The 16,606-nt window shown below is 74.2% G+C and carries 12 protein-coding genes; 7 read left to right on the top strand and 5 right to left on the bottom strand.

Annotated elements, in window-relative coordinates; translation table 11 throughout:
• Positions 1–30 precede the first annotated feature (30 nt).
• From ABTY40_RS24295 to ABTY40_RS24275, 5 genes are read left to right on the top strand one after another with little or no spacing between them, the layout of a single operon-like run.
• Positions 31–1,854: an IucA/IucC family protein gene (locus ABTY40_RS24295; RefSeq protein ID WP_352061460.1), complete on the top strand. Its 1,824-nt coding sequence runs from the start codon at positions 31–33 to the stop codon at positions 1,852–1,854.
• A gap of 12 nt (positions 1,855–1,866) precedes the next feature.
• Positions 1,867–3,585 carry a pyridoxal phosphate-dependent decarboxylase family protein gene (locus ABTY40_RS24290; protein ID WP_352061459.1) on the top strand — a complete coding sequence of 573 codons (1,719 nt, stop codon included), beginning with the start codon at positions 1,867–1,869 and terminating at the stop codon, positions 3,583–3,585.
• Positions 3,582–5,405 carry an IucA/IucC family protein gene (locus ABTY40_RS24285; protein WP_352061458.1) on the top strand — a complete coding sequence of 608 codons (1,824 nt, stop codon included), beginning with the start codon at positions 3,582–3,584 and terminating at the stop codon, positions 5,403–5,405. The genes ABTY40_RS24290 and ABTY40_RS24285 overlap by 4 nt, the downstream gene beginning before the upstream one ends.
• Complete coding sequence (locus tag ABTY40_RS24280) at positions 5,402–5,992, top strand: GNAT family N-acetyltransferase (protein ID WP_352061457.1); 591 nt, start codon at positions 5,402–5,404, stop codon at positions 5,990–5,992. The genes ABTY40_RS24285 and ABTY40_RS24280 overlap by 4 nt, the downstream gene beginning before the upstream one ends.
• Entirely contained in the window at positions 5,989–7,311 is a 1,323-nt protein-coding gene (locus ABTY40_RS24275) for a lysine N(6)-hydroxylase/L-ornithine N(5)-oxygenase family protein (protein WP_352061456.1), read from the top strand. The genes ABTY40_RS24280 and ABTY40_RS24275 overlap by 4 nt, the downstream gene beginning before the upstream one ends.
• A 51-nt stretch (positions 7,312–7,362) precedes the next feature.
• On the opposite strand, the gene ABTY40_RS24270 is transcribed toward ABTY40_RS24275, so the two are convergent.
• Positions 7,363–7,848: a carboxymuconolactone decarboxylase family protein gene (locus tag ABTY40_RS24270; RefSeq protein WP_352061455.1), complete on the bottom strand. Its 486-nt coding sequence runs from the start codon at positions 7,846–7,848 to the stop codon at positions 7,363–7,365.
• 123 nt (positions 7,849–7,971) lie between these two features.
• On the opposite strand from ABTY40_RS24270, the gene ABTY40_RS24265 reads away from it, so the two are divergent.
• Positions 7,972–8,889, top strand: coding sequence for a pirin family protein (locus ABTY40_RS24265; protein WP_352061454.1), 918 nt, complete (start codon positions 7,972–7,974; stop codon positions 8,887–8,889).
• Positions 8,890–9,181: 292 nt separating this feature from the next.
• A complete protein-coding gene (locus ABTY40_RS24260) occupies positions 9,182–9,793 on the top strand; it encodes a helix-turn-helix transcriptional regulator (RefSeq protein WP_352061453.1) in 612 nt (203 codons plus the stop codon).
• 37 nt (positions 9,794–9,830) lie between these two features.
• Here the strand turns inward: ABTY40_RS24260 and ABTY40_RS24255 are convergent, their stop codons facing one another.
• From ABTY40_RS24255 to lanKC, 4 genes are all read right to left on the bottom strand, one after another.
• A complete protein-coding gene (locus ABTY40_RS24255; protein WP_352061452.1) occupies positions 9,831–11,681 on the bottom strand; it encodes an ATP-binding cassette domain-containing protein in 1,851 nt (616 codons plus the stop codon).
• Positions 11,678–13,519, bottom strand: a complete 1,842-nt coding sequence (locus ABTY40_RS24250; RefSeq protein ID WP_352061451.1) for an ABC transporter ATP-binding protein — start codon at positions 13,517–13,519, stop codon at positions 11,678–11,680. Before ABTY40_RS24250 ends, ABTY40_RS24255 begins: the two co-directional genes overlap by 4 nt.
• 153 nt (positions 13,520–13,672) lie before the next feature.
• A complete protein-coding gene (gene ramS / locus ABTY40_RS24245) occupies positions 13,673–13,801 on the bottom strand; it encodes a mycelium formation morphogenetic lantipeptide SapB (protein ID WP_015037662.1) in 129 nt (42 codons plus the stop codon).
• A 44-nt stretch (positions 13,802–13,845) separates the two neighbouring features.
• Positions 13,846–16,464, bottom strand: coding sequence for a class III lanthionine synthetase LanKC (gene lanKC, locus ABTY40_RS24240; protein WP_352061450.1), 2,619 nt, complete (start codon positions 16,462–16,464; stop codon positions 13,846–13,848).
• Positions 16,465–16,606 lie beyond the last annotated feature (142 nt).

The raw sequence follows: 16,606 nt of genomic DNA, 5'->3' as shown, positions 1-16,606 counted from the left end.
TCGATTCCAGACAGAATCCGGAGCCGCCTGATGCCCCACCCCCAGGACCACCCCGTGCCCGCGCTGTCCGACGTGGACCCCGCGGCCTGGCGCGAAGCCAACCGGCGCCTTCTCGCCAAAGCGATCGGCGAGTGGTGCTTCGAGGACATGCTCAAGGCGACCGGAACCGGCGACGGCGACTACCGCATCGACCTTTCCAGCGGCACCACCTACGCGTTCCGGGCCACCCCCGGAGCCTTCGGCTGGCTGCGCGTCGACCCCGACTCGATCACCCGCACCGCCACCAGCATGCTCGGCAACAGCATCGCCCAACCCGCGTGGGACGCGCTGAAGTTCCTCATGGAGGCCGCCTCCACGATCGACAGCGACGCCTCGACCGTCGCCACCTACTTCACCGAACTCTCCGCCACCCTCGCCGTCGACGCGGCCCGCCTCACCCACGGCGGCGAAACCGTCGCCGAACTCCGCGCCCTCGGGCACACGGAGCTGGAGTGCCGGATGACCGGACACAACCTCCTCGTCGCCAACAAGGGCAGGATCGGTTTCTCGGCCACCGACGTCCGGCGGTACGCCCCCGAGTCCGCGCAGACGCTCAAGCTCCGGTGGGTGGCCGTCCACCGCGGACTCGCCGAGTTCCGCGGCACCTCGGAACTGTCCGAAAACGACGTGCTCGAAGCCGAGTTGGACGAGGAGACCCGGACCCGGTTCACCACCGTCCTCCAGGACGCCGGAGTCGACCCCCAGGCGTACGTCTGGATGCCCGTGCACCCCTGGCAGTGGGACCACGCCGTCCAGACCCTGCACGCCGCCGACGTCGCCCAGCGCCGCGTCATCCCGCTCGGCGAGAGCCCCGACGCCTACCTGCCCGGCCAGTCCATCCGCACCATGGCCAACGTCACCGAGCCCTCGCGCCACGACGTCAAACTCCCGCTGAAGATCCTCAACACCCTGGTCTGGCGCGGCATACCGCCGCACTGCACCATGGGCGCCCCCGTCGTCACCCAGTGGCTGCGCGGCCTGGTCGAGCGCGACCCCTACCTCACCGACGAGTGCCGCACCGTCTTCCTCGGCGAGGTCGCCTCCGTCACCGTCCGCCACCCCTACCTCTCCACCCTCGACGAGACGCCCTACCAGTACCTGGAGACCCTCGGCTGCATCTGGCGCGACTCCGTCACCGCCCGCAAGGACCCCGGCGAGCGCGTCCGCACCTTCGCCTCCCTGCTCCACGCCGACGCCGCCGGGGACGCCTTCGTCGCCGAACTCGTCCGCTCCTCCGGCCTCGACCCCGAACTCTGGCTCCGGCGCCTCTTCGACACCCTCCTCGCGCCGATCCTGCACGTGCTCTACCGGTACGGCGTCACCTTCAACCCGCACGGCCAGAACACCCTCATCGGCTACGACGAGAACGACGTCCCGGTCCGCCTGTACCTCAAGGACTTCGTGGACGACGTGTGCGTCTCCTTCACCGACGTGCCCGAGCGCGGACCCGAGCCGGACGGACATGATCACGTCCTGCCCCGCAAGCACCCCTCGATCATCAAGCAGCACGTGGTCGACCAGGTCTTCGTCGGCCACTTCCGCTACCTCGCCCCGCTCTGCGCCGAGCAGCTCGGCGTACCGGAGAAGACGTTCTGGCGCCTGGTGCGGCGGACCATCCTCGACTTCCAGAAGCGCTTCCGCAAGCGCTTCCCCGAGCTCGAGGGCCGGTTCGCCGAGTACGACCTGCTGACCCCCGAGATCCCCCGGTACGGGCTCAACCGCGACCGGATCGTCGTCACCCGCTACGGCGACCGCGCCCTGCGCCACGCGCTGTACCCGAACGGCACGCACCCCAACCCGCTCGCCGAAGGCTGAGGAGTACCGCTCGTGACCCCACTCACCCGCGCGCGCCCCGCGCCGGCCACCCGGCCCGGCCCCACGGCGCCCCCCGCGGCCGTCCCCCTCGCCGGTTCCCGTACCGGCCTCGCGGAGGTCCTCACCGCCCTGGCCGGCGCCGCCGACGCCGCCTCGGCCGCCCGCCGGCCGGACGGACCCGTACCGGCGGGGACCCCCGCCGAGGTCCTGGCCGCCGCCGCCCGCGCCCTCGGACCGGCCGAACTGCCCGCCGAGGGCCTCGGCCAGCAGGCCGCCCTCGAACGGCTCGCCACCCTCCTCACCGAGCACGGCATCGACCTGTCCCACCCCCGGGCCGCCGCCCATCTGCAACCCCCCTCCCTCGCGGTCGCCGTCGCCGCCGACGTCCTGGCGAGCGCCGGCAACGCCTCCCTCGACACGTACGACTCCGGCCCTTCGGCCATCGCCGTCGAACGCTGGCTCATCGGCGTCCTCACCCGCCTCGCCGGCCTCGGCGAGCGAGCCGACGGCGTCCTCACCCCCGGCGGCTCCCTCTCCAACCTGATGGGCCTGCTGCTCGCCCGGGACGCCGCCGCCCTGCGGCGCGGCGTCGACGCCCGCGAGCACGGCGTGGCCGCCCTGCCCGGGCCCGTGGTCTTCTGCTCGGAGCTCGCCCACTTCTCCACCCACCGGGCCTGCGCGGCCCTGGGCCTGGGCGAGGCCGCCGTACGGACGGTGCCCGTCGACGAGCGGCGACGGATGCGGCCCGAGGCCCTGGCCGCCGCCCTCGACGCCCTCGGGCCCGACCGGACACCGGTCGCGGTGGTCGCCACCGCCGGAACCACCGACTTCGGTTCCGTCGACCCGCTGCCCAGGATCGCCGGGATCGCCGCCGACCACGGCGTCTGGCTGCACGTCGACGCCGCCTACGGTTTCGGCGCGCTGTTCTCCGACCGGCTCGCGGGCCGCCTCGCCGGACTGGAACTGGCCGACTCGATCACCCTGGACCTGCACAAGATCGGCTGGCAGCCGGCGGCCAGCAGCGTGCTGCTCGTCTCCGACCCGGCCGCCTTCTCCTCGCTCGACCGCCAGGTCGCCTACCTCAACCCCGAGGACGACGGGGAGGCCGGCTTCGACGGCCTGCTCGGCCGCAGCCTCCAGACCACCCGGCGCCCCGACGCCGTCAAGGCCGCCGCGACCCTCCTCACGTACGGCAGGTCCGGCCTGGGCCGCATGGTGGACACCTGCCACGACCTGGCCCGCCACGCCGAGCGGCGGATCCTCGCCGAACCCGAACTCGAACTGGTCGCCCCGGCCGAACTGACCACGGTCGTCTTCCGCCACCGGGGGGCGGACCCGAAGGAGCCCCGGACCGGCGGGACGGAACACCGGACCGGCACCACCGACGCCGCTTCCGGCGGCTCCGGCCCCGGTGGTGCCGGCTCCGCTTCCGGCGGCTCCGGTCCCGCCGACAGGGGGCCCGGCGGTGGCGAGGCGGCGGAGGCCGACACCGCCTTCCGCGCCTCCGACGAGCTCAACGGCGCCCTGCGCCGCCGCCTCCTGGAGACGGGCAGCGCCCTCATCGGGCGGACCGAGGTCCGCACCGGCGGGCCCGGCTCACCCCCGCGCGTCTGCCTCAAATTCACCCTGCTCAACCCCAACACCACCACCGACGACATCGACGGCCTCGTGGACGCCGTCCTCGACGCCGGCCGCGCCTGCGCACGACTGATCCAGGAGGACGCCGCATGAGCGCCAGCACCCCGGCGGCAGCCACCCCGTCCCACCCCGCCCCCGAGGACCCGGCCGCGACCACCCGGCCGGACCCGCTGCACGACGCCGACGCCCGCGGCGCCGCCGAGCACGCCCACGTCGAGGCCCTGCTCCGCTGCTGGCTCCGGGAGACCGGCACCCCCGTCGCCCCCGGCCCGCTCCGGGTCGAACTCCCCACCGCGGGCCTGGCCCTGGTCACCGAGGTCACCCACTGCTCGCCCACCGGCTGGCACCGCTTCGGCCCCGCCCGCCTGGAGGGCCCCGGCGGTCCGCTCGGCCCCACCGCCGACCCGGTGACGGCCGTCGCGCTGCTCTCCACCGAGGCGGCGGTACGCGGCGGCGGCCGGCCCGGCGGAGTTCCCGCCGGAGAGGTCGCCGACCTGGTCGAGCGCACCGCCGAGTCCGTCCGACGGGTCACCACCTTCCTCGCCGAGCGCCGCGCCCGGCCGCTCCCGCCCGAGGGCACCGACGGCTTCCTCGACGCCGAACAGGCCCTGCTCCTCGGCCACCTCAACCATCCGGCGCCCAAGAGCCGCGACGGCATCTCCGACCGTGACGCCGCCGCCTTCTCGCCGGAACTGCGCGGCTCCTTCCGCCTGCACTGGTTCTCCGCCGACGCCTCGGTCGTCTCCCACGACGCGGTCGACGGCGCCCCCTCCCTCGCGGGCCGCGACACCGTGGAACTCCTCGCGGACCTCGCGGGCCGCCGCCCCGACCCGGGCCGCGTCCTCGTCCCCGCCCACCCGTGGCAGGCCAGGGACCTGCTCCACCGGCCCCGCGTCAAGGAGCTGATCGCCTCCGGCGCCCTGGAGCCGCTCGGCGAGCTGGGCGAGGAGTGGTGGCCGACCTCCAGCGTGCGGACGGTGTACCGGCCCGGAGCCGAGGTGATGCTCAAGCTGTCCCTCGGGCTGCGGCTCACCAACTCGCGCCGTGAGTCAACCCGTACGGAACTCCGCCGCGGCCTGGAGATCAACCGGCTCCTGGACGCCGGCTACGCGGCGGACACCTTCGCCGCCCACCCGGGCTTCGCCATCACCCGCGACCCGGCCTGGATCGCCGTCGACGAACCCGGCCGTCCCGGCGGCCCCGAGGTGACCGGGCTCGACGTCGCCGTGCGCGAGGTGCCCCGGGACATCGCGGACCTGCGCTGCCTGGTCGGCCTCGTCGCCCCCCGCCCCGGCCTCGGCCGCAGCGCGCTCGGGGAACTCGTCGCCGCCCTCGGCCCGGGCGCCGCCGAGCGGTGGACTGCCGACTACACCGACCGCGTCCTCGTCCCCATGCTCCACCTCTACGCCGCCACGGGCATCGGCCTGGAGGCCCACCAGCAGAACACCCTGGTCCGGCTCGGCGCGGACGGCCGGGTCACCGGCGCCACCTTCCGGGACAACCAGGGCTACTACCTGGCCGGTTCCCACCTGCCCGGCCTCCTGGAGAGGCTCGGCGCCGACACCTCCACCCTCGCCGTCGTCGACGACCCCCTGGTCGACGACCGGCTCTCCTACTACCTGCTCCGCAACCAGGCCCTCTCCGTCGTCGGCTGCCTCGCCGTCGACGGCCTCGCCGACGAGCGCGTCCTGCTCGGCGTCCTCGCCGACCGGCTCCGGGCGGCGCTGCCCGCCCTCGCGAAGGCCGGCCCCGACGGCGACCGGCTCGCCCGCCGCTGGCTCACCGCCGACACCCTGCCGTGCAAGGGCAACCTCCTCACCCGCCTCCACGGCATCGACGAGGTCCTCGCCCCTCTCGACGCCCAGTCCGTCTACCTCGACGCCCCCAACCCCCTCAAGGAGGCCACGGCATGAACGCCTTAGACCAGCAGGCCCACGACGAGACCGTGCCCGGCCCGCCGCTGCCGCTCCTCGGCGGCCGCTGGACCGCCCGGGTGGCCCGCGCCGAGGGCGCCGACCTGGACCTCGTGCACGGCTGGATGCAGTCCCCGCACATCGACGCCTTCTGGCACCAGGCGTGGCCGCGCGAGCGCTGGTACGAGGAGATCGCGGGGCACCTCGCGGGCGACGCGATCCTGCCGGTGCTCGTGGACCTGGACGGCCGGCCCCTGGCGTACATCGAGGTCTACCGGGTGACGCGCGACCGGCTCGCCGGCCACTACCCGCACCTGCCGCACGACCTCGGCCTGCACATCGCCATCGGCGACGCCGAGAAGACCGGCAGGGGCCTCGGGCGGACCCTCCTGCGCGTCCTCGCCGACGGCCTCCTCGCCGCCGACCCGGCCTGCGTCCGCGTCGTCGCCGAGCCCGACATCACCAACGAGCCGTCCCTGCGAGCCTTCGAGGCCGCCGGCTTCCGGCCCGCGGGGAAGGTCGAGTTCCCCGACAAGACCGCCGCCCTGATGGTGCGCCCGCGCGGGGAGGAGGCGATGCCCGGATGAGCACCACCCCCGCGACCACCGAGCACGACGTGGTGGCCGTGGGCTGCGGCCCCTTCAACCTGGGGCTCGCCGCCCTCGCCTCCACCGTGGACGGGCTCGACCTCGTCGTCCTGGAGGAGCGGCCCGAACTCACCTGGCACCGCGGCATGATGTTCGGCGACGCCTCGATGCAGGTGAACTTCCTCGCCGACCTGGTCACCCTCGTCTCCCCGAGCCACCCCCTGTCGTTCCTGGAGTACCTCCACGACATGGACCGGCTCTACACCTTCACCGTCCGGGAGAACTTCTTCCCCTCCCGGCGCGAGTACGAGGACTACCTGCGCTGGGCGGCCGCGCGCCTCCCCTCCGTCCGCTTCTCGCACCGCGTCGCGGAGGTCCACTGGGACGCCGCCGCCGAACGGTTCACCCTGGACGTCGTACGCGGCGACGGCGCCCGGCTCCGGATGCTCGCCCGGAACCTCGTCCTCGGCATCGGCACCGCGCCGCACGTGCCCGAGGCCCTCGCCGCACTGCCGCCCTCGGCCCTGCTGCACACCTCCGACTACCTCTACCGGGCGGAGGACGTGGCCCGCGCGGGGAAGGTCACCGTGGTGGGCTCCGGCCAGTCGGGCGCCGAGGTCGTCGTCGACCTCCTCGGCCGCAACCTGGAGGGCGGCCCCGCCGTGAGCTGGCTGACACGGACACCGTCCTTCGCGCCGCTCGACTACACCAGGATGGTCCTGGAGATGACCACCCCGGCGTACATGCAGTACTTCCACTCCCTGCCGGAGGAGGCGCGGGACCGGCTCGTCGGTGAGCAGTGGCAGTTCTACAAGGGCATCTCCACCGACACCCTCGACGAGATCCACGAACTGCTCTACCGCCGCCAGCTCGAACACGGCCTGGCCGACGTGGAGTTGCGCATCGGCACCACCGTGGAGGCGGTGAGGGCCGAGGCCTCCGGACGGACGGTCCTCGTCTGCCGGCACCGCGACTCCGGCGAGCGCTTCGAGCACACGACGGACCTCGTCGTGGCCGCCACCGGTTACCGCAACCGCGCGCCCGCCTTCATGGAGCCGGTGGACGACCTGATCCGGCGCGACGACCGGGGCCGGTACAAGGTGCGGCTCGACCACTCCGTCGAGCTCGCGGACGGTGTCACGGGACGGGTCTTCGTCGCCAACGCCGAGGTCCACTCCCACGGCGTCTCGGCGCCGAACCTGGACATCGGGGCCGTCCGCAACGCCACGATCCTCAACGCCGTGACCGGCCGCGAGACGTACCGGCTGCCGAAGCGGAGCGCCTTCACCCGCTTCGACGTGCCGCGCGGAACCGCGTAGACGGCACGGGACACGCCGCCCCCGGGCCTGTGCGCCCGGGGGCGGCGCCACTCACCCCTGGGGCGACTCGCGGACCGGGTGCTTGCTGAGGATCGACACCCGGTTGAACGCGTTGATGGTGATCGCGACCCAGATCACGGCCGAGACCGCCTCCTCGTCCAGGACCTCGCGCGCCTCGGCGTACGCCCGTTCCTGGGCGAGGGCGTCCGCGGGATCGGTCACCGCCTCGGCCAGCCCCAGCGCGGCCCGCTCCCGGGGCGTGAACAGCCCGGTGTCCCGCCAGGCGGCCAGCACCCCGAGACGGCGGGTGGTCTCACCGGCGCGCAGCGCGGCGCGGGTGTGCACGTCGAGGCAGGCCGCGCAGCCGTTGATCTGGGAGACGCGCAGGTTGACCAGTTCGACCAGGATCCGGTCGAGCCCCGCGTCGGCGGCGGTAGCCCGCACCGCCTCGGCCGTCTGCACCAGGGCGTGGTACGCCTTGGGGCTCTGCTTGTCCACGTAGACCCGCCGCGCCGGGGTCCCTGCCGTGCCGTCCATGCCGTACTCCTTCGCCGCCCCGACGGGCCTGGTTCCGCCGGCTCCTGTAGGGAACCCTCGCAGAGGCTATGATCATCCCAGTTTGTTGAAATAGAAACTAAGTAGGGTGCGGAGGGGTCGGAAATGAGCCATGCCGAGGTCGAGGTGCTGACCGCCCGAGAGGTCCCCCTGGGCGGTCCCCGGGCGATGACCGTACGGCGGACCCTGCCCCAGCGCTCCCGTTCCCTCATCGGTGCCTGGTGCTTCGCCGACCATTACGGCCCCGACGAGGTCGCCACCTCCGGCGGCATGGACGTCGCACCCCACCCCCACATCGGCCTGCAGACCGTGAGCTGGCTGTTCACCGGCGAGATCGAGCACCGCGACAGCCTGGGCACCCACGCCCTCGTCCGCCCCGGCGAGGTCAACCTCATGACGGGCGGACACGGCATCAGCCACTCCGAGGTCTCCACCCCCGCCACCACCGTCCTGCACGGCGTCCAGCTCTGGGTCGCCCTCCCCGACGCCCACCGCCACGCCCCCCGCGACTTCCAGCACCACGTCCCGAAGCCGGTCCACCGCGACGGCGCCGAGATCCGCGTCTTCCTCGGCACCCTCACCGGCACGACCTCCCCGGTCCGCACCTTCACCCCTCTCCTCGGCGCGGAACTCCGCCTCGCCCCCGGCGCCGCCGTCACCCTCCCCGTCGACCCCGCCTTCGAACACGGCCTCCTCGTCGACGAGGGCACCCTCGACCTCTCCGGCACCCCCCTCCACCCCGCCGACCTCGGCTACACGGCCCCCGGCCGCCCCACCCTCACCCTCACCAACACCGCCACCACCCCGGCCAGGGCCGTGCTCCTCGGCGGCCCCCCGTTCGGCGAGGAGATCGTCATGTGGTGGAACTTCATCGCCCGCACGGACGAGGAGATCCGCCAGGCCCGCGAGGACTGGGCCGCCGCCTCCGACCGCTTCGGCGAGGTCGAGGACTACGACGGCGACCGCCTCCCCGCCCCGGAACTCCCGACGACCCGGCTGCGGGCACGGGGCCGGGTCCGCTGACCGGCGGGCGGAACGGATTCCGTGCGCCCCCGTGTGGTGCGTGCCGGGGAAGGGCTACGTGGGGCGAGCCGTGCCGGGTGGGATCCGGACAATCGCCGTGCGGGCCGGCCGGCACCGCACGTCGTCGGCCTGCGTTCCTGTGGCGGGCACGGATCGGATCCGGCCGGGAGGCTTCGCCGTGCGCCCCCTGTGCGCCCGGTAACCCGTTCTTCACGGAGAGCCAAGGGCAGAGGGGTGAGGTGACTGCTCGCGTCGTGCACTCCTGGTACGGCGCAGGACCGAAGGGCTGGGAATGATACGAGTGACGGTGGTCTACGAGGCACAGCTCCTGCGCATCGCGCTCGAGGAACTGCTGCGGTCGAGCGGGATCCACGTGGTCGCCTCGTTGCCCCGGTGGCCGCACGGTCCGGCCGCCGAGTGGGCGGAGACGGATGTGTACGTCGCCGACGCCGAGGGGCTGCCGCCGTCCACCGTCCCCGCGAACGCCTGCGCACCCTCGTCCGGGGCCGGCGCGGCGGGCCGCTCGGCGCTCCTGGCCCTCGTGCCGGGGCAGCGGCCAGGGGTTCTGAGACGGGCCCACGCGGCGGGAGCGGCCGGCTTCGTCGACAAGGACAGCCCCAAGTGCCGACTGGTGGAGGCCGTGCACCGTCTGGCCAGAGGGGAGCGCTTCATCGACGAAACGCTGGCGTTAGGGTTCCTGCAGGCCGCGGAGATGCCGCTGACCCGGCGCGAGCTGAGTGTCCTGTCGCTGGCCGCCAACGGAGCGCCGATCTCCGAGATCGCCACGACGCTGTTCCTGTCCCAGGGCACCGTCCGCAACTACATGGCGAGCGTCATACGCAAGGTGGGGGCCCGCAACCGTGTGGACGCCATCCGGATCGCCCAGGGCGCCGGGTGGACCTGACCCCGCGGCCGCGTGAGGTCGCCGCGGCGGGGGCGGCTCACCGCTCGGCCCCGCCCCAGTGGCCCATGAGGTCGCGGTAGAGAGCGGAACGCTCCAGCAGCTCCGCGTGCGTGCCGTGCTGGGCACGGGCGCCGTCCAGGACGAGGACGCGGTCGGCCCGGAGCGCGGACGACAGCCGGTGGGCCACGACGACCAGGGTCCCGGGCCGGGCTCGCAGGGCGCGCTCGGCCGTGGCCTCCGCGACGGGGTCCAGGTGGCAGGTCGCCTCGTCGAGCAACACCAGCGGGGCGGAGGACAGATGGGCCCGTCCCAGGGCGATGAGCTGGCGTTCGCCGAGGGACAGGGTGTCGGGCGTCAGCGTACGGTCGAGGCCGCCCACCCGGTCGACGAGCGGCCTCAGGGGCAGCGCGTCCACGGCCCCGTCGACATCGGACCGGTCGGCGCCGGGCCGCAGGTAGCACAGGTTGTCCCGGAGGGTGCCCGTGAAGACGTACGCCTCCTGGGGAAGCAGTACGCGCAGGGCCGCGAGTTCCGGCGGGCGGCAGGCACCGATCGCGCGGCCGAAGAGTCGTACCTCCCCCTGCTCGGGCGTCAACAGGCCCGCCATCGCGTGCAGAAGGGTCGATTTGCCGATGCCGCTCGGACCGACGACGGCGAGGTGCTCGCCCCGTTCGACGGTCAGTTCCAGATCGTCCAGTACGGCCCGGGCCTCGGGTCCGTACGCCGCCCGCACGCGGTGCAGTCGCAGGGCCGCGGTCGCCCGGCCCGTACGGCGGGGACCGGACGAGGAGGCGGTGGGAGGGGCGGGGAGAGGAACGAGGAGAGGGGCGGCGGGCGAGGGCCGGGTGAGCCGGTCCAGGATGACGAACAGCCGCGCGCCCGCCGCGCCCAGCACGGCCATCAGGGTGTGCAGGGCGGGGAGCAGCGACTGGAGGACGTAGGTGAGCGCCCCCACCATGGCGCCGGCCGTGACGCCCTGCCGGAGGAGCCACGGGGCCGCGGCGAGCAGCAGGAACACCGGCAGCTGGCCGGCCGTCGCCACGGAGAGCGTGCGGACGGCCGCCCAGCGGGCCAGGGCGCGCTGGGCCGCCGCGGCCTCCTCGACGGCACGGCGGTTCTCCGCGGCGGTCGCCTCCTGGGCGCCGCAGGCCACGATGTCGCGCAGGGCGGTACGGGTGATCCCGGCGCGCCGGCCGACGGCCTCGTCGGCGTCGAGGTAACGGTGCTGGGCCCGTGCCATGGGCCGTAGCGACGCCGTGAACAGGGCGAGGCCCAGCGCCAGGGGAGGGATCACGACGAGGAGGAACTGCGGCGCGAGCGACACGAGACCGGCGAGGGCCCCCGCGGCGACGAAGACGAAGGAGCGGGCCGCGAGCACCAGTCCGGCGAAGCTGTCCCGGGCGATCTCGGTCTGGCTCGTCAGCCGGGACACCGCGGTGGTGTCCGTGTCGCGGCCCGCTGCGGTGGCCGAGCGCAGGGCCCGCACGACCGACCTTCGGACCAGGTCGTCGCGCAACGGCTCGGTGAGGTGAGGGAGTTGGGCGAAGATCCCCCGGGTGACAGGAGCGCCGAGCAGGATGGCCACGGCGGCCCCCGCCAGCCAGAGCAGTCCCGTGGCGGGGGAGCCCTTCAGGAAGCCGTCGTCGAGGGAGCGGGCCACGCAGTAGCCGCCGAGGAAGGTCTGGGCGGACTCGGCGGCCGACCATGCCGCCAGTTTCCCCAGGACACCCTTGCGGCGGAGCAGGAGGGACCGGAGGGGCGCCGTGGCGCGCCGGGCTGTGGCGGCCTCCTCCGCGGCCGGCGTCGGCGCCGACTCCGACTCCGGAGCGTCTGGCGCGGTCGGCTCCGTCGGCTCCTTCGCCCGCGTCGTGCGCGGCGCCGCCGTCACGTGCGCACCTCCGTCTCCGTCGGCGGCGTCGACGTCTTCGCCTCGGGTGCCACCGTTTCCGCCCCGGCCGTCCCGGCGACCGCCTCGGGTGTCACCGCTTCCGCCCCGGCCGCCGGCGCCGAAGCCTCCGCCGTGAACACCGCGCGGTACTCCGGGTCCTCCCACAGCAGACGGTGAGGTCCGGTCCCGCGCACGCGGCCCGCCTCCATCCAGACCACCCGGTCCGCTCGGGCGGCGGTGGACACCCGGTGGGCGACGATCAGCTTGGTGCACGGTCGCGGGGACGCGGCGAGGGCTCGTTCCACCTGCCGTTCGGTGGCCGTGTCGAGGCTGGACGTCGCGTCGTCGAGGATCATCAGACGCCCATGTCCGACGAACGCCCGCGCCAACCCCAGGCGTTGGGCCTCACCGCCGGACAGCGGAGCCTCGTCCACCGGGGTCTCGTAGCCGCGGGGCAGCAGCCGGACGAAGGCGTCGGCGCAGACGGCCGTCGCGGCCTGCCTGACCCTCTCCTCCGTGGCGGGGCCGCGCCCGGGCCCGGTCCCGGCGGCCAGCGCCGCACCGATCGTGACGGTGGCGCCGCCGTCGAAGACCGGACGTGCGAAGGCGTACGCCGTCGCCCCGCGCAACTCCGTGGCGTCCAGCTCCGCCAGGTCGACACCGTCCAGAAGGACGTGTCCGGCGTCGGGGTCGGTCAGCCTGCCCGCGACGGCCGCCAGAGTGGACTTGCCCGCACCCGAGCGGCCCACCACGGCCACCGTCGAACCGCCGTCCACGGTGAGCGTCACGTCCGTGATCAGGGGCACACCCCCGCGCACCACCCGCACCTGCCGCAGCTCCAGATCGCCGGGCCCGTCGGGCGGGAGCGTGGCGGAACCGTGGGTCATCGGCTCCAGATGGGCGAGTTCGGCCGTGCGGTGGCCCGCGCTGCGGGCCCGCACCAGGGTGCCGAGGGGCGCTGCGACGCCTCCGATCCCGGCGGCGAGCGCCGCGTACCGGGAGGCCGCCATCAGTTCGCCCACGCTCACGTCACCGGCGGCGAGACCGGCCCCCGCCACCGCGACGACGGCCGTGGTGAGCAGCGGGAGCAGGACCCCGCTCCGGGCCACGGCCCGGCCGTGGACGAGCCACATGCGCGTGCCGTGCAGGGTCAGTTCCGGCAGCGGGGAGAGGATGCGGTCCTCCTCGCGGCGTGCCGTGTCGGCGGCGGCGATGGTACGGGCGCCGCTCAGCGCCTCGGCGAGCCGGGCGGCGATGGCGCCCTGCGCCCGCTGGTACCGGCCGACCGAGTCGGAGGACTGGGTGGCGAACGCGCGCAGCAGCAACAGGAGCAGCGGCAGACCGGCGGCGAAGACCACCGCGGTCCAGGGGTGGATGAGCGCCAGGGCCACGAGCGCTCCGATCGGCACGAGCACGGAGGACACCGAGGTCGCGAGGGCCGCCGGGGCCGTGCCGCTGTCGGTGGCGTTGACGCACAGCCGTGCGGCGACGTCACCGCCCGAGTGGGACGCCGCCCGGTGGGGGGCGGTCCCGAGCAGGCCGGCCAGTGCGCGCAGCCGGATCCAAGCGGTGGCGCGGGCGTTGGCGAGCTGGGTCAGGAGCACGGTGCCGGTCTCCGCGAGGATTTCCGCGGCGAGGAGGGCGGCGGTCCACACCAGCCACGTCTGCGCCCCGGGCCCGTGGCGCAGCAGCAGGTCCAGGGTTCTGCCGGCGAGCGCGGGGACGGCGAGCGAGCAGGCGGCGCCGACGACGGAGCAGAGCAGCAGCGCCGCGGTGATGCCGGCGGTGTGCCGTGCGGCGCCGATGAGCAGCCGGTCGGAACCGGTCGGCGAGGCCATCCGATCCCCTCTCTTCTCTTCTCGTACCGGAACGGCCTCCGCCAGGCCCCCGGCGGTGTCCGGCCCCGACGGCCGGTGCCCCGGGAGCAGAGCTCCAGGGGCACCGTGACTCCGCGCCGGCGCTCAGGGCGCCGTGCGGGAAGCCGGCTCGCGTCAGTTACAGGTCGTCACGCTGAGGCTGCTGTCGCCGCAGAGCAGGAGGCTCGCGCGGCTGCCGGTCTCGACGTCGCCGATGGCCTCGTCCTTGGGGGTCTCCAGCGACTGCAGGTCGAACAGGTTCATGATCGTTTCCTTTCTCATGGGGAGGTTGGTGCGGGACGACCCCGTCATGGGGCCGGTTCGTGGGGCCGCGGAAGCGGCGGGAGGAACGGCAGGTGCGCCGGACGGTCGTCCAGCGCCGCCGCGAGGGCCAGCAGGACGCCGGCGGTGCCGGTGGAGAGGTCCATGGAGAGACGCATCATCTGCTCACCGGGGAAGGCGAGATGCCCCTGGTAGGACATGGCGTGCCAGGTGAGGCATCCGACCTGGCGGCGTACGTCCTCCGGTCCCGTACCGGGGCCGCCGGCGTTCGTGCGGGAGAGGTGGAGCACCATCCCGGCGACACCGCGGAAGAGACCCGGCTGGGCGTAGAAGGTGGCCTGCGCCGCCCCGACGATGTCGCGCCGGGCCCGGTCCAGGACGTCGTCGTGCCGGTGGAGCAGGTAGTCGTCGATCACCATGCCGATGCCGACACTGCCCGCGCCGAGGTACGGCATCGTGCGCCAGCCCTCGTCGACCTGCAGGGTCCCGGAGGCCCCGCGGACGCAGCGGGAGAGGTCGTCGTGGAGCGCCTCGGCGGCGAGGTCGAGCAGGGCGGCGTCCCGGGTGCGTTCGTAGAGCCGTACGAACAGCAGGGCCCGTCCGGCACCGCCGTGCAGCAGTCCCGTGCGCACCTTGCCCGGCGCCGCCCCCGTCGTCCGCCCGGACGTCCGGAGCGGGCGGGCCGTCAGCTCGGCGCATCGCAGGGCCGCCGCGTGCAGCCCGCTCTCGCCGGTGGCGGTGGCCAGGGCGTCCAGGGCGAGACCGATGCCGGCGGTCCCTCCGTGCAGGTCGGGGGAGAGGGCCTCGTGGTCCTGTTCGAGGACGAGGGCGGCCAGTTCGAGCGCGGCGGCCGTGTGCCCGAGCCGGTCGAGGGTCCACGCGACGCCGGTGAGCCCGTCGTAGAAGCCGAGCGGCGTGCCGGAGTCGGGTTCCTTGGCGTACCGCAGCAGTCTGTCCTCGGCCTCCGGACATCGAGGGGCCCCGACCTCCCGCAGGGCGTGGAGCACTCCCGCGGTGCCGTACCCGACGGACATGCCGCCGCCGGCGGTGGCGAACTGGGCGATGTCGCCGGGGAAGAACCGGTCCTCCCGGCCCGGCGTCGCCGACGCGAGGACGGCGCGCACCAGGGAGTCGCGGCTGGCAGGCCAGTCCCCCGGCTCCACGGGCAGGAACCCGGAGCCGTCCGGCTCCCGGGCGGCCTCGCCGGGCCGGTTCCCGGCCGGCTCGCGCGTGATCTCCCGCACCGCCTCCTCCAGGAATCCGGCGGGCACCGGGAACCGGGCCGCAGCGGCCTCCGCCAGGTGCGCGGCCTTGGCCCGGTCCAGGGCCAGCAGGCTCGTGAGGGGGATGAACAGGGCGATCCGGAGGCACGCGAGGGCGTACCGGTCCACGTCGAAGCCCCGCCGGTCGGCCGGTGCCACGAAGGCCGGGTTGGCGACGGTCTGGCGACCGCCCTCCGGGGCCGGTTGGGCGGCTTCGAAGTCCAGCAGCACCACCGAGGACTCGTCCTCGGACACCATGATGTTGAACAGGTGCAGGTCGTTGAAGACGATTTCGCGTGCGTGGACCTCGGCCACGGCCCGCTCGACGAGCCCGTGGATCCGCAGGGCCCACTCCGTGTACGCCGCGAGCCTCTCGGCCGGCGGATCGGCCTCCATCAGCGGATGCCGCCGGGCGAAGAAGGTGTTGAGCGGCTTGCCCTCCACGAACTCCAGCGCCAGGAAGTGGTGGTCGCCGACCGTGAAGCTGTCGAGGACCTCCGGCGTGCAGGCGAGCCCCGACAACTTCTCCAGCGCGTCGCGCTCGCGGTGCAGCCGGGTCACGGCGTCCGCCCCGTCCGCGGCCAGCCCGGCGTACGGGCGGGCCTCCTTCAGGACGACCCGCCGACCGGTCGGGCGGTGCCGGGCCTCGTACACTCCGCCGCCGTTGGAGAAGTGCAGCGCCTTCTCGATCTCGTACGGCAGGTCCCGGACGGTCACCGCGGCCCGTGCCGCGAGGTGGGGGAGCAGGAAGGCGGGCGGGGTCACCCAGTCGGGCACGTGGAAGACGGGACCGCGGAGATCGGGTACGAGCGTGCCGGATCCGTCCTCCAGGGCAGGCCGCAGCTCCCCGTGCTCGTCGTAGCAGTGGCGGCGCGTGAAACTCCCGTACCGCAGGTGGACGGGACCCCGCCCCCACCGCAGGTCGCTCAGGATGTACGGACCGGCCTCGCCGTCCAGGAGCCCGGCCAGGTCGGTGGCCACGCGCTCGCACTCGCGGTCGTCGGCCGGGTAGACGGTGATGAACTTGCCGCTCGCCGCGCGGTCCGCGTACTTGGCGTTGCGCTGGTGCAGCAGGTAGCGGCTGGGGACGAACTTGAAGGCGACGTCCTGCCCCAGGCAGTAGTCCCGGACCTTGGCGAGGACCGCCTCCGCGTTGTCGAGACCGGCCGAGACGTGGATCTTCCAGCCCTGCGAAGGGAGCGGACGGTCCAGCGGACGCAGCGCGAGCCAGTCACCCGTCCGGTGAGAGGTCCAGCCCTCGGGTACGGGGAGGGTGGCGGCCCGGTAGAGGGAACCGCTCTCGGCCTCGGCGAAGACGAGACGGTGCGGCGCGTCGTAGAAGTGACGGTCGGCGTCGCAGAAGACCGCGTACCCCTTGTTCACTGCGCACTCCCTCGGTCGGTGACGGACACGACGTTGTCATGTCCCTCACCGGCCCCGACAGTCGCCGCTGTCACCTTCCGTATGTGCGGAACGCACGGGTAACAAGGGCCCCGCGCACGCCCCTCGGTGCCCCCGAGGCCCG

The organism is Streptomyces sp. NPDC126503 (genome assembly GCF_040302405.1).
Lineage (GTDB): Bacteria > Actinomycetota > Actinomycetes > Streptomycetales > Streptomycetaceae > Streptomyces > Streptomyces gulbargensis.
The sequence above is the reverse complement of the archived record's forward strand: the minus strand, read 5'-3'. Positions and strand labels throughout refer to the sequence as shown.

Coding starts and splice junctions, on each gene's coding strand:
- ABTY40_RS24280 (WP_352061457.1), top strand. CDS start 5,402: ATGAACGCCTTAGACCAGCAGGCCCACGACGAGACCGTGCCCGGCCCG.
- ABTY40_RS24250 (WP_352061451.1), bottom strand. CDS start 13,519: ATGGCCTCGCCGACCGGTTCCGACCGGCTGCTCATCGGCGCCGCACGG.
- ABTY40_RS24270 (WP_352061455.1), bottom strand. CDS start 7,848: ATGGACGGCACGGCAGGGACCCCGGCGCGGCGGGTCTACGTGGACAAG.
- ramS (WP_015037662.1), bottom strand. CDS start 13,801: ATGAACCTGTTCGACCTGCAGTCGCTGGAGACCCCCAAGGACGAGGCC.
- ABTY40_RS24295 (WP_352061460.1), top strand. CDS start 31: ATGCCCCACCCCCAGGACCACCCCGTGCCCGCGCTGTCCGACGTGGAC.
- ABTY40_RS24275 (WP_352061456.1), top strand. CDS start 5,989: ATGAGCACCACCCCCGCGACCACCGAGCACGACGTGGTGGCCGTGGGC.
- ABTY40_RS24265 (WP_352061454.1), top strand. CDS start 7,972: ATGAGCCATGCCGAGGTCGAGGTGCTGACCGCCCGAGAGGTCCCCCTG.
- ABTY40_RS24285 (WP_352061458.1), top strand. CDS start 3,582: ATGAGCGCCAGCACCCCGGCGGCAGCCACCCCGTCCCACCCCGCCCCC.
- ABTY40_RS24260 (WP_352061453.1), top strand. CDS start 9,182: ATGATACGAGTGACGGTGGTCTACGAGGCACAGCTCCTGCGCATCGCG.